The following is a 26,904-nucleotide window of genomic DNA, read 5'->3' on the forward strand; positions in this document are numbered from 1 at the left end:
CCGCTACGGCCTCGCACTGTCAGTCCCCGCCAGTAGGGTGGGAGACATGGCAGACCCCTCCAGCTACCGCCCCAAGCCGGGACAGATCCCCGACTCGCCGGGGGTCTACAAATTCCGCGACGAGCACCGCCGGGTGATCTACGTCGGGAAGGCGAAGAGCCTGCGCCCGCGCCTCTCCTCGTACTTCCAGGACCTGGCCAACCTCCACCCGCGCACCCGCACGATGGTCACGACGGCCGCTTCCGTGGAGTGGACCGTCGTCGCCACCGAGGTCGAGGCGCTCCAGCTCGAATACTCCTGGATCAAGGAGTTCGACCCCCGCTTCAACGTCAAGTACCGGGACGACAAGAGCTATCCGTCCCTCGCGGTCACCCTCAACGAGGAATTTCCGCGGGTGCAGGTGATGCGCGGCCCCAAGAAGAAGGGCGTGCGCTACTTCGGTCCGTACGGCCACGCCTGGGCCATCCGCGAGACCGTCGACCTGATGCTCCGGGTCTTTCCGGTACGCACCTGCTCGGCCGGGGTGTTCAAGCGCTCGGCCCAGATCGGCCGCCCGTGTCTCCTCGGCTACATCGGCAAGTGCTCGGCGCCCTGCGTCGGCCGCGTCACCCCCGAGGAACACCGCGAACTGGCCGAGGAATTCTGCGACTTCATGGCGGGCCACACCGGCACGTACATCCGCCGCATCGAGCAGGAGATGCGGGAAGCGGCGGAGGAGATGGAGTACGAGAGGGCGGCCCGGCTCCGCGACGACATCGAGGCGCTCAAGCGTGCCCTGGAGAAGAACGCGGTCGTCTTCAACGACGCCACCGACGCCGATCTGATCGCCGTAGCCGAGGACGAGCTGGAGGCCGCCGTCCAGATCTTCCACGTCCGGGGCGGCCGGGTCCGCGGACAGCGCGGCTGGGTGACCGACAAGGTCGAGGCCGTGGACACCGCGGGCCTCGTCGAGCACGCGCTCCAGCAGCTGTACGGGGAGGAGCAGGGCGACGCCGTACCCAAGGAGGTGCTGGTCCCCGCCCTTCCCGAGGAGCCCGAGGCCGTCACCCAGTGGCTCGCCGACCGCCGAGGTTCGCACGTCTCCCTGCGGGTCCCGCAGCGCGGTGACAAGAAGGACCTGATGGCGACGGTCGCGCGCAACGCCCAGCAGGCGCTGGTGCTGCACAAGACGAAGCGTGCGTCCGACCTCACCACTCGCTCCCGGGCCCTGGAGGAGATCGCGGAGGCGCTCGGTCTCGACAGCGCGCCCCTGCGCATCGAGTGCTACGACATCTCCCATCTCCAGGGGGACGACGTGGTGGCGTCGATGGTCGTCTTCGAGGACGGTCTGGCGCGGAAGAGCGAGTACCGCCGCTTCCAGATCAAGAGCTTCGAGGGGCAGGACGATGTCCGCTCGATGCACGAAGTGATCGCCCGCCGCTTCAAGCGCTACCTCCAGGAGAAGGAGCGGACGGGGGAGTGGACCGAGGAACAGACGGCCGAGGCCCCCGAGGACGACGGCCGCCCCAAGCGTTTCGCCTACCCGCCCCAGCTGGTGGTGGTCGATGGCGGACAGCCCCAGGTGGCCGCGGCCAAGCGCGCGCTCGACGAGCTCGGCATCGATGACGTCGCCGTCTGCGGCCTGGCCAAGCGCCTCGAAGAGGTCTGGCTCCCCGATGACGACGACCCGGTGGTCCTGCCGCGTTCCAGCGAAGGGCTCTACCTCCTCCAGCGGGTGCGTGACGAGGCCCACCGCTTCGCCATCACCTACCAGCGCGTCAAGCGGGCCAAGCGCTTCACATCCGGCCCGCTGGACTCCGTGGCCGGTCTGGGCGAGACCAGGAAACAAGCCCTGATCAAGCACTTCGGCTCCGTCAAGAAGCTGAAACAAGCCACAATTGATCAGATCTGCGAGGTGCCCGGTATAGGCCGCAGAACGGCCGAGGCGGTGGCCGCGGTGCTCGCGGAGGCGGCTCCGGCCGCACCCGCCGTGAACACGGCAACAGGAGAGATCATGGAAGACGACGGGGGCAGCACGCATGAGTGAAGAGCAGGAACGGGACGGAGCAGACGTGGGCACGGGCAGCACGGGCACACCGGCCGAGGCCACCGAGGCGGCCATCCCGGAGCTGGTGATCATCTCCGGGATGTCGGGCGCCGGGCGCTCCACCGCGGCCAAGTGTCTGGAGGACCTCGGCTGGTTCGTCGTCGACAACCTGCCGCCCGCGCTGATCCCCACCATGGTGGAGCTCGGCGCCCGCTCGCAGGGCAACGTGGCGCGGATCGCCGTCGTCGTCGACGTCCGGGGCCGCCGCTTCTTCGACAACCTCCGCCAGTCCCTCGCCGACCTGGCGGACAAGCAGGTCACCCGGCGGATCGTCTTCCTGGAGTCGTCCGACGACGCCCTGGTGCGCCGCTTCGAATCGGTCCGCAGACCGCACCCTCTCCAGGGCGACGGCCGCATCACCGACGGCATCGCAGCCGAGCGTGACCTGCTGCGCGAGCTGCGTGGCGACGCCGACCTGGTGATCGACACCTCCAGCCTCAACGTCCATGAGCTGCGCGCCAAGATGGACGCCCAGTTCGCGGGCGACGAGGAACCGGAACTGCGTGCGACGGTGATGTCGTTCGGGTACAAGTACGGACTGCCCGTCGACGCCGACCTCGTCGTCGACTGCCGCTTCCTGCCGAACCCGCACTGGGTCCCCGAGCTGCGCCCCTTCACCGGCCTCAACGAGGAGGTCTCCGCCTATGTCTTCAACCAGCCGGGTGCCAAGGAGTTCCTCAACCAGTACAGCGAGCTGCTCCAGATCATCGCCACCGGCTACCGCCGTGAGGGCAAGCGGTACGTGACCATCGCGGTCGGCTGCACCGGCGGCAAGCACCGCTCGGTGGCGATGTCCGAGAAGCTCGCCGCCCGGCTGGCGTCGGAAGGGATCGAGACGGTGCTCGTCCACCGCGACATGGGGCGCGAGTGACGAGCCGCGCGACCCCGAAGCTGCGGCGCGTACGTCTGGTCCCCGGCCGGATCCGGCGTGGCACCCAGCCCAAGGTCGTCGCCCTGGGCGGCGGGATGGGACTGTCCGCCTCGCTCGCCGCGCTGCGCCGGATCACCGGGGACCTGACCGCCGTGGTGACCGTCGCCGACGACGGCGGCTCCAGCGGACGGCTCCGTGAGGAGCTGGGCGTACTGCCGCCCGGTGATCTGCGCAAGGCGCTCGCGGCGCTCTGCGGGGACGACGACTGGGGGCAGACCTGGTCCCGGGTCATCCAGCACCGCTTCCAGTCCAAGGGCGACCTGCACGAGCACGCGGTCGGCAATCTGCTGATCGTGGCCCTGTGGGAGCAGCTGGGTGACCATGTGCAGGCCCTCGACCTGGTCGGCAAGCTGCTGGGCGCGCACGGCAGGGTGCTGCCGATGTCCGCCGTACCGCTGGAGCTCCAGGCGCTCGTACGCGGCCACGACCCGGACCGCCCCGACGAGATCGGCACGGTCCGTGGCCAGGCGACGGTCGCGCTCACCCCGGGCGAGGTGCAGTCGGTGCACCTCGTCCCGAACGACCCGCCGGCGGTGCCGGAGGCCGTCGCCGCGGTCCTCGACGCGGACTGGGTGGTGCTCGGTCCCGGCTCCTGGTTCTCCTCGGTGATTCCGCATCTCCTGGTGCCCGAATTGCTGGACGCGCTCATCGAGACGAAGGCTCGCAAAGTGCTTTCGCTCAATCTCGCGCCGCAACCCGGTGAAACCGATGGCTTCTCACCGCAGCGTCATTTGGAGGTTTTGGCCCGACACGCCCCTAAACTCGCCCTGGACGTGGTGCTGGCCGACGAGGCCGCCGTGCCCGACCGCTCAAGTCTCGCCGAAGCCGCCCAAGGGCTCGGTGCGGCGGTCGAGCTGGCGCCCGTGGCCTCGCCCGACGGCTCCCCGACACATGACCGGGAGCTGCTGGCCGCCGCGTACGACCGTATTTTTCGGATGCATGGAAGGATCGGCCCATGGCGATGACGGCAGCGGTGAAGGACGAAATTTCCCGGCTCCCCGTCACCCGGACCTGCTGCAGGAAGGCGGAGGTTTCGGCGATTCTTCGGTTCGCCGGCGGGCTGCACCTGGTGAGCGGGCGGATTGTGATCGAGGCGGAGCTGGACACCGCGATGGCGGCGCGCCGGCTCAAGCGGGACGTCCTGGAGATCTTCGGACACAACTCCGAACTGATCGTGATGGCACCCGGCGGTCTGCGCAGAGGCAGCCGCTACGTCGTACGGGTCGTGGCAGGCGGCGACCAGCTGGCACGCCAGACAGGCCTGGTGGACGGCCGGGGCCGTCCCATCCGCGGACTGCCCCCGCAGGTGGTCTCGGGGGCCACCTGTGACGCCGAGGCGGCCTGGCGGGGTGCTTTCCTGGCGCACGGCTCGCTCACCGAGCCCGGCCGTTCCTCCTCGCTGGAGGTGACCTGCCCGGGGCCCGAGGCGGCCCTGGCGCTGGTGGGCGCGGCCCGCAGGCTCCAGATCGCGTCCAAGGCCCGCGAGGTGCGGGGCGTGGACCGGGTCGTCGTCCGGGACGGGGACGCGATCGGCGCCCTGCTGACCCGGCTCGGCGCCCACGAGTCCGTACTGGCCTGGGAGGAGCGGCGGATGCGCCGCGAGGTCCGCGCCACCGCCAACCGCCTCGCCAACTTCGACGACGCCAACCTGCGCCGCTCGGCGCGGGCCGCGGTCGCCGCCGGGGCCCGGGTGGGGCGCGCGCTGGAGATCCTCGCCGACGAGGTCCCCGAGCATCTCGCGGCGGCAGGGCGGCTGCGGATGGAGCACAAGCAGGCGTCGCTGGAGGAGCTGGGCGCGCTCGCCGATCCGCCGCTGACCAAGGACGCGGTGGCCGGGCGGATCCGCAGGCTGCTGGCGATGGCGGACAAGCGGGCACAGGATCTGGGAATTCCCGGCACGGAGTCGACCCTCTCCGAAGAGATGGACGACAGCCTCGTCGGCTGAATCCGCTGAATTCACCCGGCCTTCCCGCAACGGCCAACTGATCGGTGCCGGTGCCCATATGGGTACCGGCACCGTCGTATGAGCCACGACGCTTTTACTGGTAGGTACAGGTGCCGGCGTCAGGTCCGGAATCCCTTACGGTGCCGTTCGATATGACCCTGAGGCCATTCGAGAGGTAGGGTCGGAAGCGGTCGGGGACATCCCATACATCTCGCCGTGGCGTCGAAACCCGGCGTACCAACGAGGAGATCGAGTTCGTGACGATCCGCGTAGGCATCAACGGCTTTGGCCGCATCGGTCGTAACTACTTCCGCGCGCTGCTGGAGCAGGGTGCAGACATCGAGATCGTGGCTGTCAACGACCTGGGTGACACTGCGACCACCGCGCATCTGCTGAAGTACGACACGATTCTGGGCCGTCTCAAGGCCGAGGTCTCGCACACCGCAGACACCATCACCGTTGACGGCCACACCATCAAGGTGCTGTCCGAGCGCAACCCGGCCGACATCCCCTGGGGTGAGCTGGGAGTCGACATCGTCATCGAGTCGACCGGTTTCTTCACCAAGAAGGCCGATGCCGAGAAGCACATTGCGGGCGGCGCCAAGAAGGTCCTCATCTCGGCTCCGGCCAAGGGCGAGGACATCACCATTGTGATGGGCGTCAACCAGGACAAGTACGACGCGGCAAAGCACAACGTCATCTCCAACGCCTCCTGCACCACCAACTGTGTGGCGCCGATGGCCAAGGTTCTCCTGGAGAACTTCGGCATCGTCAAGGGCATGATGACGACGGTCCACGCGTACACCAACGACCAGCGCATCCTTGACTACCCGCACTCGGACCTGCGCCGCGCCCGCGCCGCCGCCGAGAACATCATTCCGACCACCACGGGTGCCGCCAAGGCCACCGCGCTGGTCATCCCGGAGCTCGAGGGCAAGCTCGACGGCATCGCGATGCGCGTCCCGGTCCCGACCGGCTCCGTGACCGACCTGGTCATCGAGCTGGAGCGCGAGGTCACCAAGGACGAGGTGAACGCCGCGTTCCAGAAGGCCTCCGAGGGCCAGCTCAAGGGCCTCCTCGACTACACCGAGGACCCGATCGTCTCCTCGGACATCGTCAACTGGCCGGCGTCCTGCACCTTCGACTCCTCCCTGACCATGGTCCAGGGCAAGAGCGTGAAGGTCATCGGCTGGTACGACAACGAGTGGGGCTACTCCAACCGTCTGGTCGACCTCACGGTCTTCGTCGGCAACCAGCTCTGATCACGGGCCGGTAGGCACCTCGATGTGAGCACGGGGCTCGGACTGCGCAACGACGCGCGGTCCGGGCCCCGTCGCCTGTCCAGATCTTCCAAGGAGTCCAGGAACTCATGAAGACCATCGACGAACTTCTCGCCGAAGGGGTCGCGGGCAAGCGGGTATTCGTCCGCGCCGACCTCAATGTGCCGCTCTCCGGCACCACCATCACCGACGACGGCCGCATCCGCGCCGTCCTGCCGACGGTGTCCAAGCTCGCCGAGGCGGGCGCACGTGTCGTCGTCGCCTCCCACCTGGGCCGCCCGAAGGGTGCCCCGGACCCGGCGTTCTCGCTCGCACCCGTCGCCGCGCGTCTCGGTGAACTCCTCGGCACCGACGTCGCGTTCGCGACCGACACCGTCGGCGAGTCCGCCCGCGCCACGGTCGCCGCTCTCGCCGACGGCCAGGTCGCCGTCATCGAGAACCTCCGCTTCAACGCCGGTGAGACCTCCAAGGACGACGCCGAGCGCGGCGCCTTCGCCGACCAGCTCGCCGGTCTCGCCGATCTCTACGTCGGCGACGGCTTCGGCGCGGTGCACCGCAAGCACGCCTCGGTCTTCGACCTCCCGGCGCGCCTGCCGCACGCCGCCGGCTACCTCATCGCCACCGAGGTCGGCGTCCTCAAGAAGCTGACCTCCGACGTCCAGCGCCCGTACGCGGTGGTCCTCGGCGGTGCCAAGGTCTCCGACAAGCTCGGCGTCATCGACCACCTCCTGGAGCGGGCCGACCGCATCCTCATCGGCGGCGGCATGGCGTACACCTTCCTCAAGGCCCAGGGCCACGAGGTCGGCAGCTCGCTGCTCCAGGAAGACCAGATCCCGGTGGTGCTGGAGTACCTGCAGCGCGCGAAGGAGAAGGGCGTGGAGTTCGTGCTCCCCGTCGACGTCGTGGTCTCCGCGCAGTTCCCGGACCTCAAGGCCAAGGCGCCGACCCACCCCCAGACGGTCCCCGCGGACGCCATCCCGGCCGGACAGATGGGGCTGGACAACGGCCCCGAGACCGACAAGCTGTACGCATCGAAGCTCGCCGACGCGGCCACCGTCTTCTGGAACGGCCCGATGGGCGTCTTCGAGCACCCCGACTACGCGGACGGCACCCGGGCCGTCGCGCAGGCACTCCTCGACAGCCCCGCCTTCACCGTCGTCGGCGGTGGCGACTCGGCCGCCGCGGTCCGCATCCTGGGCTTCGACGAGAACAAATTCGGACATATCTCGACCGGTGGCGGCGCGAGCCTCGAATACCTCGAAGGCAAGACGCTTCCCGGCCTCGCCGCACTGGAGAACTGACACCCTCATGACGAATCAGAGCACCCGCACCCCGCTGATGGCGGGCAACTGGAAGATGAACCTCAACCACCTCGAGGCCATCGCGCACGTCCAGAAGCTGTCCTTCGCGCTCACGGACAAGGACTACGACGCGGTCGAGGTGGCGGTCCTGCCGCCCTTCGTCGACCTGCGGTCCGTCCAGACCCTGGTCGACGGGGACAAGCTCAAGATCAAGTACGGCGCCCAGGACATCTCGGCGCACGACTCCGGCGCGTACACCGGCGAGATCTCGGGCCCGATGCTGGCCAAGCTGAAGTGCAGCTACGTGGCCGTCGGCCACAGCGAGCGCCGTCAGTACCACGAGGAGAGCGACGAGCTCTGCAACGCCAAGGTCAAGGCCGCGTTCAAGTACGGCATCACCCCGATCCTGTGCGTCGGTGAGGGCCTGGACATCCGCAAGGCCGGACAGCAGGTCGAGTACACGCTGAAGCAGCTCGACGGCGGGCTCAAGGACATCCCGGCCGACGAGGCCGAGTCGATCGTGATCGCGTACGAGCCGGTCTGGGCGATCGGCACCGGCGAGGTCGCCACCCCCGAGGACGCCCAGGAGGTCTGCGGTGCGATCCGCGGGCGGCTGGCCGAGCTGTACTCGCAGGAGCTGGCCGACAAGGTCCGCATCCAGTACGGCGGCTCCGTCAAGTCCGGGAACGTCGCCGCGATCATGGCGCAGCCCGATGTGGACGGTGCGCTGATCGGTGGCGCGGCGCTCGACGCCGACGAGTTCGTCAAGATCGTCCGGTTCCGCGACCAGTGAGTATGCGGTAGCGCGGATCCGTCGTACCCTTGCGGGGCCGAGACGGCTGGCAGCAGCCGTCCGGCCCCGTCGTCCGTTTAGAGTTCCGAGGAAGTTGGTCCAGCCGTGATTCTGGGGTTCTCGATCGCCCTGATCGTCTTCAGCCTGCTGCTGATGCTGCTGGTGCTGATGCACAAGGGGAAGGGCGGCGGCCTCTCCGACATGTTCGGTGGTGGCATGCAGTCGTCCGTCGGCGGCTCCTCGGTCGCCGAGCGCAACCTCGACCGCATCACCGTGGTGCTCGGCCTGCTGTGGTTCGTGTGCATCGTCGTGCTCGGTCTGCTGATGAAGCTGAAGAACTGACCGTCCGCTTCCGTGCCCCCGCGTTCCGGTGCGGGGGTGTAACTCCAATCACTGGACGCGCGTTGGGCCTTACGTAGACTGGGGCATCTTCGAGCACCATCACGCAGGGAGTTACGACCGTGGCAAGTGGCAACGCGATCCGGGGAAGCCGGGTCGGAGCGGGGCCGATGGGGGAGGCCGAGCGGGGCGAGTCCGCGCCGCGCCTCCGCATCTCCTTCTGGTGCTCGAACGGGCACGAGACGCAGCCGAGCTTCGCCCACGACGCACAGGTTCCGGAGACTTGGGACTGCCCGCGCTGTGGGTTCCCCGCCGGTCAGGACAGCGAGAATCCGCCGGACCCGCCGCGCACCGAGCCGTACAAGACGCACCTCGCGTACGTACGGGAGCGGCGCAGCGACGAGGACGGCGAGGCGATTCTCGCCGAGGCCCTGGCGAAACTGCGGGGCGAGATCTAACCGTATGAATTCCGGCCGGACCCTCTCGGGGTGTCCGGCCGGACCGCGTTGCCGGACCGCACGGTCGGACCGCGTTGTCAGTGGTGCCGTCTACGGTCTTCACCATGGAACGTCAACCGGTGGACCCGGCAGGGAAGTTGTGATGGCCGACGCAGCCGCGCAGGTATGCGCTCCGGCCTGGCGTGGCGGGTTCGGCCGTCTCTGGACGGCGGCCGTCGTCTCGAAGTTCGGGGACTCGCTGCGTACGGCGGCGATGCCGCTGCTCGCCGCGTCGCTGACCCGGGATCCGGTGCTGGTGTCCCTGGTGACGGCCTGCGGATATCTGCCGTGGCTGCTGTTCGGGCTGCTGGGTGGCGCGGTCGCCGACCGGGTGGACCAGCGGCGGGCGATGTGGGGCGTCGATGTGGTGCGGGGCGTGCTGATGGCCGCCTTCGCGGTGATGGTCGCGCTGGGGCACGCGTCGATAGCCCTGTTGATCGCCCTGGCCTTCGCGCTCACCACACTCCAGACGCTCTTCGACAACGCGGCGACCGCCCTGCTGCCCCAACTCGTCCCGCCTGAGGCGCTGGGCAGTGCCAACGCGCGGCTGATGACCGGTCAGCAGATCGTCGGCGGTTTCCTGGCCGCGCCCCTGGTGCCGGCGCTCCTGGTGGCCGGGGCGGCGGCGCCGTACGGTGCGGACGCCGTCAGCTACGTCCTCGCGGCGGGTCTGGTCGCCTCGCTGCGGACGGCCGCGCCCGACCGGCCGCCCAGGGCCACGGGCCGCACCCTGCGGAGCGACATCGCCGAAGGCATACGGGTGCTGTGGCGCGACGGGATGCTGAGAGCGCTGTGCATCGCCACCATGCTGTGCAACATCGGCATGGGCGCGCTGATCGCCACTCTGGTCCTGGACGTCACCGGATGGCTCGGCGCCGGGCACAGCGGCTATGCGGCGGCCCTCACCGCGGTCGGGGCGGGCAGTCTGGCGGGCGGGCTGCTGTCCCGCCGGGTGTCCCTGCGCGTCGGGCGCGTCCGGAGCGTCTTCCTGGCCGGAAGCGTCCAGACCGGCTGTCTGGTCGCCGTCGGGAGCGTCCGGGAGCTCTGGGTGACGGTCGCCGCGCTGGCCCTGTTCGGGGCGTGCGGAATGCTGTGGAACGTCAACCAGGTCACGCTGATGCAGCAGCGCAGCCCGGAAGCCATGGTGGGCAGGATCAGCGCCGCCTTCCGTACGCTGTCGACCGGCGGAGCCCCCCTGGGTGCGCTGCTGGGCGGTGCGGTGGCCGCCGCGTGGGGGCTGAACACCCCGGCACTTCTCGCAGCGGCTCTCTTCGCGGCTGCCGTAGCGTCACTCGCACGTCAGATCAATTAGGTTGGATGTGCAGCGGGGCATGTACGCAGGTACGAGAAGAATGGACCGATGTCCGAGATGAACGCAGAAGGCCGTACCAGGCTCAACCAGATGCCCGAGTGGACCGCACTGGGCAAGCACCGGGAGCAGCTGGGCGACACGCGTCTGCGGGAGCTGTTCGACAGGGATCCGGCGCGAGGGACCGCATACACCCTCCGGGCGGGCGATCTGTATCTCGACTACTCCAAGCACTTGGTGACCGACGAGACACTCGGCCTGCTCCGTGAGCTGGCCGCTGCCGCCGGGGTGGCCGAGCTGCGCGACGCGATGTTCCGCGGCGAGAAGATCAACACCACCGAGGACCGCGCGGTGCTGCACACCGCGCTCCGCGCTCCGCGCGACGCGGTCGTCGAGGTGGACGGGGAGAACGTCGTGCCGGCCGTGCACGCCGTGCTCGACAAGATGGCCGCCTTCGCCGACAGGGTCAGGTCGGGCGAGTGGACCGGTCACACCGGCAAGCGCATCAGGACCGTCGTCAACATCGGCATCGGCGGTTCGGACCTCGGCCCCGCGATGGCGTACGAGGCGCTGCGCTCGTTCACCGACCGCGAGCTGCAGGTCCGCTTCGTCTCCAACGTCGACGGTGCCGATCTGCACGAGGCCGTAAGGGACTTGGACCCGGCGGAGACGCTGTTCGTCATCGCGTCCAAGACCTTCACCACCATTGAGACCATCACCAACGCGACGTCCGCGCGCAACTGGCTGCTGACGAATCTGCGGGCCGGTGAGGACGCGGTGGCGAAGCACTTCGTGGCCCTGTCGACGAACGCGGAGAAGGTCGCGGACTTCGGCATCGACACGGCCAACATGTTCGAGTTCTGGGACTGGGTCGGCGGACGGTACTCGTACGACTCGGCCATCGGCCTCTCGCTGATGATCGCGATCGGCCCCGACCGCTTCCGGCAGATGCTGGACGGATTCCACCAGGTCGACGAGCACTTCCGCACCGCCCCGCCCGAGGAGAACATCCCGCTCCTGCTCGGCCTGCTGGGCGTCTGGTACGGCGCGTTCTTCGACGCGCAGTCGCACGCGGTCCTGCCGTACTCGCACTACCTCTCCAAGTTCACCGCCTACCTCCAGCAGTTGGACATGGAGTCCAACGGCAAGTCCGTGGACCGTCAGGGCAATCCGGTCGACTGGCAGACCGGACCGGTGGTCTGGGGCACGCCGGGCACCAACGGCCAGCACGCGTACTACCAGTTGCTGCACCAGGGCACCAAGGTCGTCCCGGCGGACTTCATCGGCTTCGCCAGGCCCGTCGACGACCTGACGTCCGGGCTGGAGGCCCAGCACGACCTGCTCATGGCGAACTTCTTCGCCCAGACCCAGGCCCTCGCCTTCGGCAAGACGCCCGACGAGGTACGGGCGGAAGGCGTTGCCGAGGAGCTCGTCCCGCACAAGACGTTCCGGGGCAACCACCCGACGACGACGATCCTCGCGGACACGCTCACCCCGTCCGTGCTGGGCCAGCTGATCGCGCTCTACGAGCACAAGGTGTTCGTCCAGGGCGCCATCTGGAACATCGACTCCTTCGACCAGTGGGGCGTCGAGCTCGGCAAGGTCCTCGCCAAGAAGATCGAGCCGCTCCTCACCGAAAGCGGGAGCGAGGCCGGGGCCGACGAGCAGCTGGACAGCTCCACCGCCGCGCTGATCTCCACGTACCGCACCCTGCGCGGTCGTTGACCTGCCGCTTGGCAAAAGGGACCGGCCCGCACCCCCTCAAGGGTGCGGGCCGGTCCCATGTACGCGGTGCTAGGCCGTGGCCGGTGCGTAGAGCTGCGGCGGCAGCTGGGAAGCCGCTGCCGAGTCGAGCAGCCACAGTGTCCTGCTGAGGCCGTACGCGCCCGCGGCCGGGGCCTGGATCTCCCCGGTCCCGGACAGTGCGAGGGCCGCGGCCCCGGCCTTGTCCTCGCCCGCGGCGAGCAGCCACACCTCGTGTGCCGCCCGGATGGCGGGCAGCGTCAGCGAGATGCGGGTGGGCGGGGGCTTGGGTGCGCCGTGCACACCGACGACCGTGCGCACGGACTCCCGTACGGCCGGGAGTTCGGGGAAGAGCGAGGCCACGTGCGCGTCCGGGCCCACCCCGAGCATCAGCACGTCGAACGCCGGAACCCCGCCGTGGTCCCCGGGACCGGCGGCAGTGGCCAGCTCCGCGGCGTACGCCGCGGCGGCGGCCTCCACGTCGCTGCCGTGCGGACCGTCCGAAGCGGCCATGGCGTGCACCCGCGCGGGGTCCACACCCACCGAGTCGAGCAGCGCCGCTCGGGCCTGGGTGATGTTCCGTTCCGGGTCGCCCTCCGGGAGGAAACGCTCGTCGCCCCACCACAGGTCGATCCGCGACCAGTCGACGGCGTCCCGGGCGGGCGCCTCGGCGAGGGCCGCGAGCAGCCCGTTGCCGTTGCGCCCACCGGTGAGCACCACCGAGGCGGAGCCGCGGGCGGCCTGGGCGTCCACGATCTTGGTGATCAGTCGGGCCGCCGCGGCCTGCGCCATCAGCTCCTTGTCGCGGTGGACGACGAGCTGCGGAGCAGTCACTTCGACGCCGCCTTCTTGGCCGGCGCCTTCTTCGACGCGGGAGCGGCCTTCGGAGCATCGTCCACGGCGGGCGCGCTCCCGGACGCGGCGCTCTTCGGCGCGGGCTCGGCAAGCCGGTCCACGCCGAACTTCAGCGCCGCCGCATAGGTGTCGTCCGGGTCCAGCCTGCGCAGCTCCTCCGCGAGCAGCTCCGAGGTCTCCCGCCGCTTCAGTGCCACCGCGCGGTCCGGCTGGCCCGCCATGCAGAGGGTGGCCAGCGAGCCGTCCGGGCGGTCCAGCACGATCTCGCCGTGGTCCGTCTGCATCCGTACGGCGGTGAGGCCGGGGCCGGCCGACACGGAGCGGATCACCGGCACGTCGAGACGGTCGGCGAGCCACATCGCGAGCAGCTCACAGCTCGGGTTGAACTCCTCACCCTCCACCTCGACCCCGGTCACCCGGCTCGGCACCTGGTCGAGCGCCGCGGCGAGCATCGAGCGCCAGGGGGTGATGCGCGACCAGGCCAGGTCCGTGTCGCCCGGGGTGTAGGCGGCGGCGCGGGCGGACAGCTCGTTGATGGGCTGCTCGGCCGCGTACGAGTCGGTGACCCGGCGCTGGGCCAGCGCGCCGAGCGGGTCCTTGGCCGGGTCGAGCGGCGCGTTCACCGGCCACCAGACCACCACGGGGGCGTCCGGCAGCAGCAGCGGCAGGACCACCGACTGGGCGTGGTGCAGCACCTCGCCGTACATCCGCAGGACGACCGTCTCGCCGGTGCCCGCGTCCGCACCGACCCTGATCTCGGCGTCGAGCCGGGCCGTGGCCCGGTCACGGGGCGAGCGGGAGGCGCGTTTGACGACGACCAGCATGCGCGAGGGGTGCTCGCGCGACGCTTCGTTGGCCGCCTTCAGCGCGTCGTAGGCGTTCTCCTCGTCGGTGACGATGACGAGGGTCAGCACCATGCCGACGGCGGGGGTGCCGACCGCGCGACGCCCCTCCACCAGTGCCTTGTTGACCTTGCTGGCCGTGGTTTCCGTCAGATCGATTTTCATGGGCGACGCCAGCTCCGTCCTTCGCGTGCGAGCATTTCGTCCGCCTCGGCCGGTCCCCAGGTGCCCGACTCGTACTGTGCGGGCTTGCCGTGGGTGTCCCAGTACTCCTCGATCGGGTCGAGGATCCGCCAGGACAGCTCGACCTCCTCCAGGCGCGGGAAGAGGTTCGAGTCGCCGAGCAGCACATCGAGGATGAGCCGCTCGTACGCCTCGGGGCTGGACTCCGTGAAGGACTCGCCGTACGCGAAGTCCATCGACACGTCGCGGATCTCCATCGAGGTGCCGGGCACCTTGGACCCGAACCGCATCGTGATGCCCTCGTCGGGCTGCACCCGGATGACGATCGCGTTCTGGCCCAGCTCCTCCGTCGCCGTGTGGTCGAAGGGGGAGTGCGGCGCGCGCTGGAAGACGACCGCGATCTCGGTGACGCGACGGCCCAGCCGCTTGCCGGTACGCAGGTAGAAGGGGACGCCCGCCCAGCGGCGGTTGTCGATCTCCAGCCGCACCGCGGCGTAGGTGTCGGTCGTCGACCTGGGGTCGATGCCGTCTTCCTGGAGGTAGCCGACGGCCTGCTCGCCGCCCTGCCAGCCCGCGGCGTACTGACCGCGTACGGTCTCCTTGCCGAGGTCCTTGGGCAGCCTGACGGCACCGAGGACCTTGGTCTTCTCGGCCACCAGCGCCTGGGCGTCGAAGGAGGCGGGCTCCTCCATCGCGGTCAGCGCGAGCAGCTGGAGCAGGTGGTTCTGGATGACGTCACGGGCCGCGCCGATGCCGTCGTAGTACCCGGCCCGGCCGCCGATGCCGATGTCCTCGGCCATGGTGATCTGGACGTGGTCGACATAGGACCGGTTCCAGATGGGTTCGAAGAGGGTGTTGGCGAAGCGGAGCGCCAGGATGTTCTGGACGGTCTCCTTGCCGAGGTAGTGGTCGATCCGGAAGACCTCGTGCGGCGGGAAGACCTCGTGCACGACCTTGTTGAGCTCCTGGGCGCTCTTCAGGTCGTGGCCGAACGGCTTCTCGATGACCGCGCGGCGCCAGGATCCGTCCCGCTGGTCGGCCAGCCCGTGCTTCTTGAGCTGCTGGACGACCTTGGGGAAGAACTTCGGCGGCACGGACAGGTAGAAGGCGAAGTTGCCTCCGGTGCCCTGCTGCTTGTCGAGCTCCTCGATGGTCGACTTGAGCGTGGCGAACGCGGTGTCGTCGTCGAAGTCGCCCTGGACGAAGCGCATGCCCTGGATCAGCTGCTGCCAGACCTCCTCGCGGAAGGGCGTGCGCGCGTGTTCCTTGACCGAGTCGTGGACGACCTGGGCGAAGTCCTCGTCCTCCCAGTCGCGGCGCGCGAAGCCGATGAGCGAGAAGCCCGGCGGCAGCAGGCCGCGATTGGCCAGGTCGTAGACGGCGGGCATCAGCTTTTTACGGGACAAATCACCCGTGACGCCAAAAATGACCAGGCCCGACGGCCCCGCGATACGCGGGAGCCGTCGGTCCGCAGCGTCACGCAGCGGGTTGCTGCTTGACAAGGTTTCAGCCCTCCGAAGGGGCGAGGCGTGCGAGCTCTGCCTCAGTGGACTTGAGCAGGTCGATCCAGGAGGCCTCGAACTTCTCGACGCCCTCGTCCTCCAGGACCTGTACGACATCGTCGTACGAGATCCCGAGCTTCTCCACCGCACCGAGGTCGGCGCGAGCCTGCTCGTAGGTGCCGGAGACGGTGTTGCCGGTGACCTCGCCGTGGTCGGCGGTCGCGTCGAGCGTCGCCTCCGGCATGGTGTTCACCGTGTTGGGCGCGACCAGGTCCACGACGTACATCGTGTCCCGGTACGACGGGTCCTTGACACCGGTCGAGGCCCACAGCGGACGCTGCTTGTTGGCCTGCGCCTTGTCGAGCGCGGTCCAGCGGTCGGAGGAGAAGACCTCCTCGTACGCCTCGTACGCGAGACGCGCGTTGGCGACGGCGGCCTTGCCCTTGAGTGCCTTGGCCTCGTCGGTGCCCAGGGCGTCCAGCCGCTTGTCGATCTCGGTGTCCACCCGGGACACGAAGAAGGAGGCGACCGAGTGGATCTTCGAGAGGTCCAGGCCCGCGGCCTTGGCCTTCTCCAGACCCGCCAGGTAGGCGTCCATGACCGCGCGGTAGCGCTCCAGCGAGAAGATCAGCGTGACGTTGACGCTGATGCCCCGGCCGATGGTCTCGGTGATGGCGGGCAGGCCCGCCTTCGTCGCCGGGATCTTGATGAGCGTGTTCGGGCGGTCCACCAGCCAGGCGAGCTGCTTGGCCTCGGCGATGGTGGCCGTGGTGTGGTGCGCGAGACGCGGGTCGACCTCGATGGAGACCCGGCCGTCCTGGCCCTGCGTGGCGTCGAAGACCGGGCGCAGGATGTCGGCCGCGTCCCGGACGTCCGCCGTCGTGATCATGCGGATGGCTTCCTCGACGGTGACCTTGCGGGCCGCGAGGTCCGTGAGCTGCTGGTCGTAACCGTCGCCCTGGGAGATCGCCTTCTGGAAGATCGACGGGTTGGTGGTGACACCCACCACGTGCTGCTGGTCGATCAGCTCGGCGAGGTTGCCGGACGTGATGCGCTTGCGCGAAAGGTCGTCGAGCCAGATCGCGACGCCTGCGTCGGAGAGGCGCTTGAGTGCGTCTGTCATGAGAGTTGCATCTCCTACTTGTCTGTATAGAAGCGTCAGCGTGCGGCGGCTTCGAGAGATTCCCGGGCAGCGGCGGCCACGGCCTCGGCGGTGAAGCCGAACTCGCGGAACAGGACCTTGGCGTCGGCGGACGCACCGAAGTGCTCCAGCGACACGATCCGTCCCGCGTCACCCACGAAGCGGTGCCAGGTCAGACCGATACCGGCCTCGACCGCCACCCGCGCCTTGACGGCCGGCGGCAGCACCGAGTCGCGGTAGGCCTGGTCCTGCTCCTCGAACCACTCGACCGAGGGCATCGAGACCACCCGGGTCGGGATCCCCGCGGCCTGGAGCTGCTCGCGCGCCTGCACGGCCAGGTGGACCTCGGAGCCGGTGCCGATCAGCACGACCCGGGCGTCGCCGCCCTCGGCGTCGAGGAGGACGTAACCGCCCTTGGCCGCGTCCTCGTTCGCCTCGTACGTCGGCACACCCTGACGGGTCAGCGCCAGGCCGTGCGGGGCGCCCTTGCCGAACTCCTTGGTGTGGCGCTGGAGGATCTCGCGCCAGGCGATCACGGTCTCGTTGGCGTCCGCGGGGCGGACGACGTTCAGACCGGGGATGGCACGCAGCGAGGCCAGGTGCTCCACCGGCTGGTGCGTCGGGCCGTCCTCGCCGAGACCGATCGAGTCGTGCGTCCATACGTAGGTGACCGGCAGGTGCATCAGAGCGGAGAGCCGGACCGCGTTACGCATGTAGTCGGAGAACACCAGGAAGGTGCCGCCGTAGATACGGGTGTGGCCGTGCAGCGCGATGCCGTTCATGGCCGCGGCCATGGAGTGCTCGCGGATGCCGAAGTGGACCGTGCGGCCGTACGGGTCGGCGCCCGGCAGCGGGTTGCCCGCCGGCAGGAACGACGACGTCTTGTCGATGGTGGTGTTGTTCGAGCCCGCGAGGTCGGCGGAGCCGCCCCACAGCTCGGGAACGATCCCGCCCAGTGCCTGGAGCACCTTGCCGGAAGCGGCGCGCGTGGCGACCGGCTGACCGGCCTCGAACGCGGGGAGGTGGTCCGTCCAGCCCGCGGGCAGCTCGCCCGCGCTGATCCGGTCGAACTCCGCGGCACGCTCCGGGTTGGCGGTGCGCCAGGCGGCGAGGGTCTTCTCCCACTCGCCCTTGGCCTCACGGCCGCGGTCGAGCGCCGCGCGGGTGTGCGCCACGACCTCGTCGGACACCTCGAAGGACTTCTCCGGGTCGAACCCGAGGACCTTCTTGGTCGCGGCGACCTCTTCGTCGCCGAGCGCCGAGCCGTGCGCGGCCTCGGTGTTCTGGGCGTGCGGGGCGGGCCAGGCGATGATCGAGCGCATCGCGATGAACGAAGGGCGCCCGGTCTCGGCCTTGGCCGCCTCGATCGCCGCGTACAGGGCCGCCGGGTCGAGGTCGCCGTTCGCCTGGGGCGCGACGCGCTGGACGTGCCAGCCGTACGCCTCGTACCGCGCGCAGGTGTCCTCCGAGACCGCGGTCTCGGTGTCACCCTCGATGGAGATGTGGTTGTCGTCCCACAGCAGGACGAGGTTGCCGAGCTTCTGGTGGCCCGCGAGCGAGGACGCCTCCGCGGAGATGCCCTCCTGGAGGCAGCCGTCGCCGGCGATCGCGTAGACGAAGTGGTCGAACGGGGAGGTGCCGGGGGCCGCCTCCGGGTCGAAGAGACCGCGCTCGTAGCGGGCGGCCATGGCCATGCCCACCGCGTTGGCGACACCCTGGCCCAGCGGGCCGGTGGTGGTCTCGACACCGGCGGTGTGCCCGTACTCCGGGTGCCCCGGGGTCTTCGAGCCCCAGGTGCGGAACGCCTTGAGGTCGTCCAGCTCCAGGCCGAACCCGGCCAGGTAGAGCTGGGTGTACAGGGTCAGCGACGAGTGGCCCGCGGAGAGGACGAACCGGTCACGGCCGGCCCACTCGGGGTCGGCGGGGTCGTGGCGCATCACCTTCTGGAAGAGGGTGTACGCGGCCGGGGCCAGGCTCATGGCCGTACCGGGATGGCCGTTGCCGACCTTCTGTACGGCGTCCGCGGCCAGAACGCGGGCGGTGTCGACGGCCCGCTGGTCCGTTTCGGTCCACTCGAAATCAGTGGTGGTCGGCTTGGTGCTCACCCTGGGTCAGGGCTCCTCTCCAGATATGTGTTTCCCGGTGACGGTCGATGTGTCCGGGCGTTGTCGAGCCTACCCCTGTGGCAACGCCCGTCTTTTCGAGTTCCCCGCGGCGGAAGACAGACACTTCCCAGGGTGCGGTCGGGCGCGTCGGTTCGCCCGTCGGAAGACGGTTCTCCCCATGCATCCCGGGTGCGGGCAACGGCCTCAACACGACCCCACCCCCGGGGAGGGCGACGTAGGGGCAGCGTTTAGAGTGGCGTGGTACGCGCAAGTCTTTACCGCGCCTTCACGGCCGGAACTTGCTGGGAAATTCTCTGTCAGGGGTGTACGTGACGGCCGTCGAGTCCCGACCCGCAGGGGTCGTCCTGACTCCCAGCCCGGGGGCCCGTCGGCCATTCGGGGCCCGTGTCAAGGCTTTTGTGGCGCTGACCAAGCCGCGGATCATCGAACTGCTGCTGATCACCACCGTTCCGGTGATGTTCCTGGCGAAGCAGGGCGTCCCCAATCTGTGGCTCGTTCTGGTGACCTGCGTGGGCGGATATCTGTCCGCCGGCGGCGCCAACGCGTTCAACATGTACATCGACCGCGACATCGACGCCGTGATGGACCGCACGTCGCAGCGCCCGCTGATCACCGGAATGGTGTCCCCGCGCGAGTGCCTGGTCTTCGCCTTCACGCTCGCCGTGTTCTCCACGCTGTGGTTCGGCCTGCTCGTCAACTGGCTGTCGGCGGCGCTCTCGCTGGGCGCACTCCTCTTCTACGTCGTCATCTACACGATGATCCTCAAGCGCCGTACCTCGCAGAACATCGTCTGGGGCGGCATCGCGGGCTGCATGCCGGTGCTCATCGGCTGGTCGTCCGTCACCGACTCGATGTCGTGGGCCCCGGTCATCCTCTTCCTCGTCATGTTCTTCTGGACGCCGCCGCACTACTGGCCGCTGTCCATGAAGGTCAAGGACGACTACGCGCGCGCCGGTGTCCCGATGCTGCCCGTCATCGCGACCAACCAGGTCGTGGCCCGGCAGATCGTGATCTACAGCTGGGTGATGGTCGCCGTCTCGCTGCTGCTGACCCCGCTCGGCTACACCGGCTGGCTCTACACCGTGGTGGCCGTGCTCGCGGGCGGCTTCTGGCTCCGGGAGGCGCACGCGCTGCGGTCGCGGGCCAACAACGGCGTCACGGGCGTCAAGCTCAAGGAGATGCGGCTGTTCCACTGGTCCATCACCTATGTGTCGCTGCTCTTCGTGGCCGTCGCGGTGGACCCCTTCCTGCGCTAGCTGTCCGCGTCGGGGCCGGCGCGTCAGTGGCCCACACCACGTCACCCGACCGTCGCCCCCGCTCCTACTCGCGAGTAGTGTGCGGCCATGGCAGAGACTCAGGTTGACGAGAACGCTGACGAGAAGCACGACGCCAGGGCCGAGCGCAGGACGGCCAGGCTCGCCAAGCAGATCCAGGCCTTCGGCCGGGCGCACGGCGGCGCCGAGGCGCAGCTCGCGTACATCGGACGGCGCGGGGCCCGCATCGTGCTGGTGGGCGAGGACGGCGACTGGGGTGACCTGATGGCCCCGTCGTACGCCGTGGCGCAGAGCGCCGCCGAGAAGGCCGGGGTCACCGTCCACGAATCCTTCGACGGGGAGTTCGCGGCCAAGGTCCGCACCGGCCCGTACGAGTGGAAGCGGATGGCGGGCATCCAGCTCGGTGGCTCGGGCAACAGCTGAGGGCACCGGCTGAGGGCAACACCTGAGGGTGCCTTCTCCCGTTAGGACTGAAGGAGAACAGTCCGAAGCGGAGGCCCCGGATGATCGAGACACCTTCCCTGGTGGACCAGTACTGCCACGGAGTGCTCCGGACGGAACTCGGCCTCGGCACCTTCGAGGCGTACCTCGGCAGGACTCCGGGGCCGCCCGCCCCCGGCACCACCTTCTTCGACACCCAGACCGGCTTCGCCGTACGGCGCTGGTGTCCGCCGCTGCTCGACCTCGAACCGCACTGCCCGCCCGCCCGCTACCTGGCCCGCCGCCGGGAACTCGGCGTGCTGGAGGTGGGGAGACGGCTGCTGCGCGGCAGCGGGATCACCACCTTTCTGGTGGACACCGGGCTGCCGGGTGACCTCATGAGGCCGCAGGAGATGGCGGCGGCGGGCGCGGCCGAGGCCCACGAGACCGTCCGTCTGGAACTGCTCGCCGAGCAGGTCGCCGACACCTCTGGCACCGTCGAGTCCTTCCTCGCCAATCTGGCCGAGGCCGTGCACGGAGCGGCCGGTTCCGCGGTCGCCTTCACCGCGGTCGCTCCGCTGGAGCAGGGAATCGCACCGGCAGCCGACCCGCCAGGACCCGGTGAGGTCCGCGGTGCCGCCGGGCGCTGGCTGGCGGGCCGCCAGGTCGGGGGCAGGCTCACCGATCCGGTGCTCCGGCGCCACCTCCTGTGGAACGCGGTCGCCACCGGGCGCCCTCTCCAGCTGCACATCGGCGTGAGCGACCCGCTGCTGCTCGGTGACTTCATCGCTGCGGCGACAGGCCTCGGCACGGATCTGGTGCTGCTGCACGGCTATCCGTACCACCGGCAGGTCGCCCATCTGGCGAGCGTCCACCCGCATGTGTACGCCGACCTCGGCCCGGCCCTCGCCCACACGGGGGTGCGGGCCGCCGCCGTGCTCGCGGAGATCCTTGAGCTCGCGCCCTTCGGGAAGCTGCTGTTCTCCACCGGCGCCCGGGGGCTGCCCGAGCTGTACGTGGTGGGCGCGCGGCTGTTCCACGACGCCCTGGAGCAGGCGCTGGGCGGCTGGGTGGCCGACGGGGCCTGGTCGCGTACGGACGCGTTACGTGTGGCCGGGATGATCGCGGCGGGCAACGCCCGCCGCGTCTACGGCCTGGAGGGGCGGGACCCCGCCCCATCGACCGGTTAGACGCCGGCGAGTGCCGCGTCCTCGGGCTGGGCGGGGATCCCGGCCCCGGTGGTGTGCGGGCGCTCGCGCAGCGACAGCAGGACGCGCATCACGCCGATCCACACCAGTGTGGCGCCGAACATGTGGATCCCGACCAGGATCTCGGGGGTGTGGGTGAAGTACTGGACATAACCGATCACGCCCTGCGCCATCAGCACCAGGAAGAGGTCACGGGCCCGGTGGAGCGGCCCGACCGGTGCGTCCACCGCCTTCAGTACGAACCAGAGCGCCACGGTGAGCGCCACCACGACCCAGGCCAGATCCGCGTGCAGCTGGGCGATCATCGACCAGTCGACGGGGATGCGTTCCACCTCGCTGGAGTCGCCCGCGTGCCGGCCCGCACCGGAGACGACCGTACCGACCGCGATCAGCAGACCCGCCGCGACGGTGAGCAGCCAGGTCAGCTGGGCGACCGCCTTGCCCACGAGGGGGCGCGGGGCGCCGTCACCCTCGCGGGTGCGCTGCCAGGTCAGTACGGCGACCGTGATCAGCCCGGTGGAGAGCAGGAAGTGGGCGGCCACCGTGTACGGGTTGAGGCCGACCAGCACCACGACGCCGCCGAGCACCGCATTGCCCATGACCACCCAGAACTGGGCCCAGCCGAGCCGCGTCACCGGACGCCGCCACGGCTTCGCCGAGCGGGCCGCGATGATCGCCCAGCCGACCGCCGCGCACAGTACGTACGTCAGCATCCGGTTGGAGAACTCGATGGCGCCGTGGAGGCCCATCTCGCTGGTCGCGGTGAGGCTCTGGTCGGTGCACTTGGGCCAGGTCGGGCAGCCGAGCCCGGACCCGGTGAGCCGCACGGCGCCGCCGGTCACGACGATCACCACCGCCATCACCAGGGCCGACATGGCGGCCCGCTGGACGGTCCGGGGCGCCGGAGTCCAGCGTTCGGCGATGAAGGCGAGCGGGTTGCGCACGGCGCCAGCGGCTTCGGCGCGAGTCAATTTCGGCACGGGGACATCGTAGGCCGGGCGCTTGTGCGTACTTTCACGAGGGGGGCTTTCACCCACTCCGGGCTGCTTCGGCCGGACTGTTCCCAGCCGGGGACCGGACTATTCCCAGCGGAAGAACCGGGCAGCCGCGCCCAGCCCGAGCACCGCCCACACCACGAGGATCCCCAGGTCGCCCCAGGGCATCGAGGCCCCGTGCTGGAGCACGTCGCGCAGTCCGTCCGAGAGCGCCGAGATCGGCAGCAGTTCCAGTACGGACCTGACGCCGCCGGGGAACTTGTCCATCGGAACGATGACCCCGCCCCCGACGAGCAGCAGCAGGAAGACCAGATTGGCGGCGGCCAGGGTGGCCTCCGCCTTGAGGGTCCCGGCCATCAGGAGCCCCAGGCCGGAGAAGGCGGCCGTACCGAGGACGAGCAGCAGCAGGACGGCGAACGGGTTGCCGTGCGGCGACCAGCCGAGCGCGAGAGCGATCACCGTCAGCAGGACGATCTGCAGGACCTCGGTGACCAGGACGGACAGCGTCTTGGCGGTCATCAGCGCCCAGCGCGGCAGCGGGGACGCGCCGAGCCGCTTGAGCACCCCGTACCTGCGCTCGAAGCCGGTCGCGATGGCCTGTCCGGTGAAGGCCGTGGACATCACGGCGAGCGCGAGGATCCCGGGGGCCAGGAAGTCGACGGACCTGCCCGCGCCGCCCGCGGTGTCCGTGGGTACGGCGACGATGTCGACCGCGGAGAAGAGGACGAGCAGCAGCGACGGGATGATCACGGTGAGGAGCAGCTGCTCGCCGTTGCGCAGCAGCATCTTCGTCTCGAAGACCGTCTGCGCCGCAATCATGCGGGGGAGCGGCGCCGCCCCCGGCCGGGGGGCGTACGTCGACGTGGTTCCGTCCCGGCGCGGGGATCGCGGGGATGCAGCCGTACCGGCGCTCATGCGCGCAGCTCCTTGCCGGTCAGTTCCAGGAAGACGTCTTCGAGTGTGTGGCGCTCGACGGAGATCCGGTCCGGCATCACGCCGTTCTGGGCGCACCAGGAGGTGACGGTGGCCAGCAGCTGCGGGTCGACGGTGCCGGTGATCCGGTAGTGGCCCGAGGCCGGTTCGGCGGCCTGGGTGCCGTCCGGGAGAGCCTTGAGCAGCGAGCCCAGGTCGAGCCCCGGCCGTCCGCTGAAGCGCAGGCTGTTCTCCGCGCCGCCGCGGCACAGGGCGTCGGGGGAGTCGTGGGCGACGGCCCGGCCGGCGTCGATGATCACGACGTCGTCGGCGAGCTCCTCGGCCTCGTCCATGAAGTGGGTGGTGAGCACGGTGGTCACGCCGTCGGCGCGCAGCTCCCGTACGAGATCCCAGGTGGACCTGCGGGCCTGCGGGTCCAGGCCCGCGGTCGGCTCGTCGAGGAAGACCAGCTCGGGGCGGCCGACCACGGCCATCGCCAGGGCGAGCCGCTGCTGCTGGCCGCCGGAGAGCCTGCGGTACGTCGTACGGCCGCAGTCCGTCAGCCCGAGCCGCTCGATCAGGGTGTCCACGTCCAGCGGGTGGGCGTGCAGCCGGGCCGTGTGGTGGAGCATCTCGGCGGCGTGGGCGCCGGGGTAGACACCACCCGACTGGAGCATCACACCGATCCGCGGGCGGAGCCGCGCGGCGTCGGCCACCGGGTCGAGGCCGAGGACCCGCACGGTGCCGGCGTCGGCGCGGCGGTATCCCTCGCAGGTCTCGACGGTGGTGGTCTTGCCTGCGCCGTTCGGCCCGAGGACCGCGGTGACGGTGCCGGTGCCGACCGTGAGGTCCAGGCCGTCCACCGCGGTCCTGGCGCCGTACCGCTTGACGAGGCCGCGGACCTCAACGGCGGGATCTGTGCTCATACGGGGGAGTCTACGAACCGCCCGGGGGGACGCCGGGCCCGGGGCAGGGCGTCCCGGAGCCCGTTTAGGTGACCCTAAGTGATGGAAGCCACCGAGGGCGTTCGCGATCTCTGCTTGTCGCGAGCCGGTGAATTACGCAACAATGGCGTTGTGAAATACGTTGGCGAGGCTCCGCAGGAGGAACTCGCGACCGGTGAGCGGTCCACCCGCAACCGCGTCGCGCGCTCCATCCTGGACCACGGCCCGTCCACCGTGACCGAGCTCGCCGGGCGCCTCGGGCTCACCCCCGCCGCCGTCCGCCGCCATCTCGACGCCCTGGTCACCGACGAGGTGATCGTCCCCCGCGAGCAGCGGGTGTACGGCGCGCGGACCCGCGGCCGTCCGGCCAAGGTCTTCGCGCTCACCGACTGCGGCCGGGACGCCTTCGAGCAGTCCTACGACAAGCTCGCCGGGGACGCCCTGCGCTGGATCGCCCGGCACTCGGGCGACGAGGCCGTCATGGATTTCGCCCGTGACCGGCTCACCACGCAGGCCGAGACGTACCGCGAAGCCATCGAGGCCGCCGCACCCGAGAGCCGCGCCGAGGCCTTGGCCAAGGCGTTGACCGCCGACGGGTACGCTGCTACGGCGCGAAACGCGCCGGTCGGTGAGCAGCTCTGCCAGCACCACTGCCCGGTGGCCCACGTCGCCGAACAGTTCCCGCAGCTCTGCGAGGCGGAGACCGAGGTCTTCTCCCGTCTGCTCGGGACCCATGTGCAGCGTCTGGCCACCATCGCCCACGGCGACGGGGTGTGTACGACGTTCATCCCCAAGACCGCCCATCAGATCACCACCGATTCAGCATCCGCCAGTACGGCCGGGAGGAACCCCGCATGACTCTCCCCATGGAGACTGCCCACCCCGAACTCGAGGGCCTGGGTACGTACGAATTCGGCTGGGCCGACCCCGACGTGGCAGGTGCCGCGGCCAAGCGTGGCCTGTCCGAAGCCGTCGTCCGCGACATCTCGGCCAAGAAGAACGAGCCGGAGTGGATGCTGAAGCTGCGTCTCAAGGGCCTCAAGCTCTTCGGCAAGAAGCCGATGCCGAGCTGGGGCTCCGACCTGTCGGGCATCGACTTCGACAACATCAAGTACTTCGTGCGGTCCACCGAGAAGCAGGCCGAGTCCTGGGAGGACCTGCCGGAGGACATCAAGAACACGTACGACAAGCTCGGCATCCCGGAGGCGGAGAAGCAGCGTCTCGTCGCGGGTGTCGCCGCCCAGTACGAGTCCGAGGTCGTCTACCACCAGATCAACGAGGAGCTGGAGGCGCAGGGTGTCATCTTCATGGACACCGACACCGCGCTGAAGGAGCACCCGGAGCTCTTCCAGGAGTACTTCGGCACGGTCATCCCGGTCGGTGACAACAAGTTCGCGTCGCTGAACTCGGCCGTCTGGTCCGGTGGTTCCTTCATCTACGTGCCGAAGGGTGTGCACGTCGAGATCCCGCTCCAGGCCTACTTCCGTATCAACACGGAGAACATGGGCCAGTTCGAGCGGACGCTGATCATCGTCGACGAGGACGCCTACGTCCACTACGTCGAGGGCTGCACCGCCCCGATCTACTCCTCCGACTCGCTGCACAGCGCCGTCGTGGAGATCATCGTGAAGAAGGGCGGCCGGTGCCGCTACACGACGATCCAGAACTGGTCGAACAACGTCTACAACCTGGTCACCAAGCGTGCCGTGGCGTACGAGGGCGCGACCATGGAGTGGGTCGACGGCAACATCGGCTCCAAGGTCACCATGAAGTACCCGGCCGTCTACCTGATGGGTGAGCACGCCAAGGGCGAGACCCTGTCGATCGCCTTCGCGGGCGAGGGCCAGCACCAGGACGCCGGCGCCAAGATGGTGCACATGGCACCGAACACCTCCTCCAACATCGTCTCCAAGTCGGTGGCGCGAGGCGGCGGCCGCACCTCCTACCGCGGTCTGATCGAGATCGGCGAGGGCGCCGAGGGCTCCAAGTCCAACGTCCTGTGCGACGCGCTGCTCGTCGACACGATCTCCCGCTCGGACACCTACCCCTACGTGGACGTCCGCGAGGACGACGTGTCCATGGGCCACGAGGCAACCGTCTCCAAGGTCTCCGACGACCAGCTCTTCTACCTGATGAGCCGCGGTATGACGGAGTTCGAGGCGATGGCGATGATCGTGCGCGGCTTCGTCGAGCCGATCGCCAAGGAGCTCCCCATGGAGTACGCCCTGGAGCTCAACCGGCTGATCGAGCTGCAGATGGAGGGATCGGTCGGCTAGCC

General features: G+C 69.6%; 24 protein-coding genes. 16 read left to right on the forward strand and 8 right to left on the reverse strand.

What is annotated here, in order from left to right:
- Positions 1–46: 46 nt before the first annotated feature.
- From uvrC to pgi, 11 genes are all read left to right on the forward strand, one after another.
- Positions 47–2,026, forward strand: coding sequence for an excinuclease ABC subunit UvrC (uvrC, locus tag NBY69_RS25590; RefSeq protein WP_250303830.1), 1,980 nt, complete (start codon positions 47–49; stop codon positions 2,024–2,026).
- A complete protein-coding gene (gene rapZ, locus NBY69_RS25595) occupies positions 2,019–2,957 on the forward strand; it encodes an RNase adapter RapZ (RefSeq protein WP_250303831.1) in 939 nt (312 codons plus the stop codon). The genes uvrC and rapZ overlap by 8 nt, the downstream gene beginning before the upstream one ends.
- Entirely contained in the window at positions 2,954–3,982 is a 1,029-nt protein-coding gene (gene yvcK / locus NBY69_RS25600) for a uridine diphosphate-N-acetylglucosamine-binding protein YvcK (RefSeq protein ID WP_250303832.1), read from the forward strand. The genes rapZ and yvcK overlap by 4 nt, the downstream gene beginning before the upstream one ends.
- Complete coding sequence (whiA, locus tag NBY69_RS25605; RefSeq protein WP_250303833.1) at positions 3,973–4,962, forward strand: DNA-binding protein WhiA; 990 nt, start codon at positions 3,973–3,975, stop codon at positions 4,960–4,962. Before yvcK ends, whiA begins: the two co-directional genes overlap by 10 nt.
- 257 nt (positions 4,963–5,219) lie before the next feature.
- Positions 5,220–6,224, forward strand: a complete 1,005-nt coding sequence (gap, locus tag NBY69_RS25610) for a type I glyceraldehyde-3-phosphate dehydrogenase (RefSeq protein WP_250303834.1) — start codon at positions 5,220–5,222, stop codon at positions 6,222–6,224.
- A 107-nt stretch (positions 6,225–6,331) separates the two neighbouring features.
- Positions 6,332–7,543, forward strand: coding sequence for a phosphoglycerate kinase (gene pgk, locus NBY69_RS25615; RefSeq protein ID WP_250303835.1), 1,212 nt, complete (start codon positions 6,332–6,334; stop codon positions 7,541–7,543).
- Positions 7,544–7,550: 7 nt separating this feature from the next.
- Positions 7,551–8,336 carry a triose-phosphate isomerase gene (gene tpiA, locus NBY69_RS25620; protein WP_250303836.1) on the forward strand — a complete coding sequence of 262 codons (786 nt, stop codon included), beginning with the start codon at positions 7,551–7,553 and terminating at the stop codon, positions 8,334–8,336.
- Between the two features lie 111 nt (positions 8,337–8,447).
- Positions 8,448–8,678, forward strand: a complete 231-nt coding sequence (gene secG / locus NBY69_RS25625) for a preprotein translocase subunit SecG (RefSeq protein ID WP_250303883.1) — start codon at positions 8,448–8,450, stop codon at positions 8,676–8,678.
- Positions 8,679–8,797: 119 nt separating this feature from the next.
- On the forward strand, positions 8,798–9,133 hold the full coding sequence (locus NBY69_RS25630; protein WP_266643683.1) for an RNA polymerase-binding protein RbpA: 336 nt from the start codon (positions 8,798–8,800) through the stop codon (positions 9,131–9,133).
- 142 nt (positions 9,134–9,275) lie between these two features.
- A complete protein-coding gene (locus NBY69_RS25635; protein ID WP_250303837.1) occupies positions 9,276–10,484 on the forward strand; it encodes an MFS transporter in 1,209 nt (402 codons plus the stop codon).
- Positions 10,485–10,541: 57 nt separating this feature from the next.
- The gene (pgi, locus tag NBY69_RS25640) at positions 10,542–12,206 is read left to right on the forward strand and encodes a glucose-6-phosphate isomerase (RefSeq protein WP_250303885.1); all 1,665 of its coding nucleotides are present in this window, start codon (positions 10,542–10,544) and stop codon (positions 12,204–12,206) included.
- A 69-nt stretch (positions 12,207–12,275) separates the two neighbouring features.
- Here pgi and pgl read toward each other — a convergent pair whose 3' ends face one another.
- Genes pgl through tkt form a run of 5 tightly spaced genes read right to left on the reverse strand, consistent with a single transcriptional unit; the run spans position 12,276 to position 18,852 of the window.
- Entirely contained in the window at positions 12,276–13,058 is a 783-nt protein-coding gene (gene pgl, locus NBY69_RS25645) for a 6-phosphogluconolactonase (protein WP_250303838.1), read from the reverse strand.
- The gene (gene opcA / locus NBY69_RS25650) at positions 13,055–14,086 is read right to left on the reverse strand and encodes a glucose-6-phosphate dehydrogenase assembly protein OpcA (RefSeq protein WP_250303839.1); all 1,032 of its coding nucleotides are present in this window, start codon (positions 14,084–14,086) and stop codon (positions 13,055–13,057) included. The genes pgl and opcA overlap by 4 nt, the downstream gene beginning before the upstream one ends.
- A complete protein-coding gene (gene zwf, locus NBY69_RS25655) occupies positions 14,083–15,606 on the reverse strand; it encodes a glucose-6-phosphate dehydrogenase (RefSeq protein WP_250303840.1) in 1,524 nt (507 codons plus the stop codon). Before zwf ends, opcA begins: the two co-directional genes overlap by 4 nt.
- Positions 15,607–15,610: 4 nt before the next feature.
- Positions 15,611–16,729 carry a transaldolase gene (tal, locus tag NBY69_RS25660; RefSeq protein ID WP_250303841.1) on the reverse strand — a complete coding sequence of 373 codons (1,119 nt, stop codon included), beginning with the start codon at positions 16,727–16,729 and terminating at the stop codon, positions 15,611–15,613.
- Positions 16,730–16,764: 35 nt separating this feature from the next.
- Positions 16,765–18,852 carry a transketolase gene (gene tkt, locus NBY69_RS25665; protein ID WP_250303842.1) on the reverse strand — a complete coding sequence of 696 codons (2,088 nt, stop codon included), beginning with the start codon at positions 18,850–18,852 and terminating at the stop codon, positions 16,765–16,767.
- A gap of 329 nt (positions 18,853–19,181) precedes the next feature.
- Between tkt and NBY69_RS25670 the strand changes: the two genes are divergently transcribed.
- From NBY69_RS25670 to NBY69_RS25680, 3 genes are all read left to right on the forward strand, one after another.
- The gene (locus NBY69_RS25670) at positions 19,182–20,129 is read left to right on the forward strand and encodes a heme o synthase (protein ID WP_250303843.1); all 948 of its coding nucleotides are present in this window, start codon (positions 19,182–19,184) and stop codon (positions 20,127–20,129) included.
- 87 nt (positions 20,130–20,216) lie between these two features.
- Positions 20,217–20,570 (forward strand): hypothetical protein, encoded by a 354-nt coding sequence (locus NBY69_RS25675; protein ID WP_250303844.1) that lies wholly within the window; start codon positions 20,217–20,219, stop codon positions 20,568–20,570.
- 80 nt (positions 20,571–20,650) lie between these two features.
- On the forward strand, positions 20,651–21,757 hold the full coding sequence (locus tag NBY69_RS25680; RefSeq protein WP_250303845.1) for an amidohydrolase family protein: 1,107 nt from the start codon (positions 20,651–20,653) through the stop codon (positions 21,755–21,757).
- Here NBY69_RS25680 and NBY69_RS25685 read toward each other — a convergent pair.
- The 3 genes from NBY69_RS25685 to NBY69_RS25695 form a co-directional block, all read right to left on the reverse strand.
- Entirely contained in the window at positions 21,754–22,755 is a 1,002-nt protein-coding gene (locus tag NBY69_RS25685; RefSeq protein WP_250303846.1) for a heme A synthase, read from the reverse strand. The genes NBY69_RS25680 and NBY69_RS25685 overlap by 4 nt on opposite strands.
- 99 nt (positions 22,756–22,854) lie before the next feature.
- Positions 22,855–23,685 (reverse strand): ABC transporter permease, encoded by an 831-nt coding sequence (locus NBY69_RS25690; RefSeq protein ID WP_250303847.1) that lies wholly within the window; start codon positions 23,683–23,685, stop codon positions 22,855–22,857.
- Positions 23,682–24,608 carry an ABC transporter ATP-binding protein gene (locus NBY69_RS25695; RefSeq protein WP_250303848.1) on the reverse strand — a complete coding sequence of 309 codons (927 nt, stop codon included), beginning with the start codon at positions 24,606–24,608 and terminating at the stop codon, positions 23,682–23,684. Before NBY69_RS25695 ends, NBY69_RS25690 begins: the two co-directional genes overlap by 4 nt.
- Before the next feature lie 150 nt (positions 24,609–24,758).
- On the opposite strand from NBY69_RS25695, the gene NBY69_RS25700 reads away from it, so the two are divergent.
- Both NBY69_RS25700 and sufB read left to right on the forward strand, forming a co-directional pair.
- The gene (locus NBY69_RS25700; RefSeq protein ID WP_250303849.1) at positions 24,759–25,484 is read left to right on the forward strand and encodes a metalloregulator ArsR/SmtB family transcription factor; all 726 of its coding nucleotides are present in this window, start codon (positions 24,759–24,761) and stop codon (positions 25,482–25,484) included.
- Positions 25,481–26,902 (forward strand): Fe-S cluster assembly protein SufB, encoded by a 1,422-nt coding sequence (sufB, locus tag NBY69_RS25705; RefSeq protein WP_250303850.1) that lies wholly within the window; start codon positions 25,481–25,483, stop codon positions 26,900–26,902. The genes NBY69_RS25700 and sufB overlap by 4 nt, the downstream gene beginning before the upstream one ends.
- Positions 26,903–26,904: the final 2 nt, after the last annotated feature.

Source organism: Streptomyces sp. A 4/2, assembly GCF_940670765.1.
GTDB lineage: Bacteria > Actinomycetota > Actinomycetes > Streptomycetales > Streptomycetaceae > Streptomyces.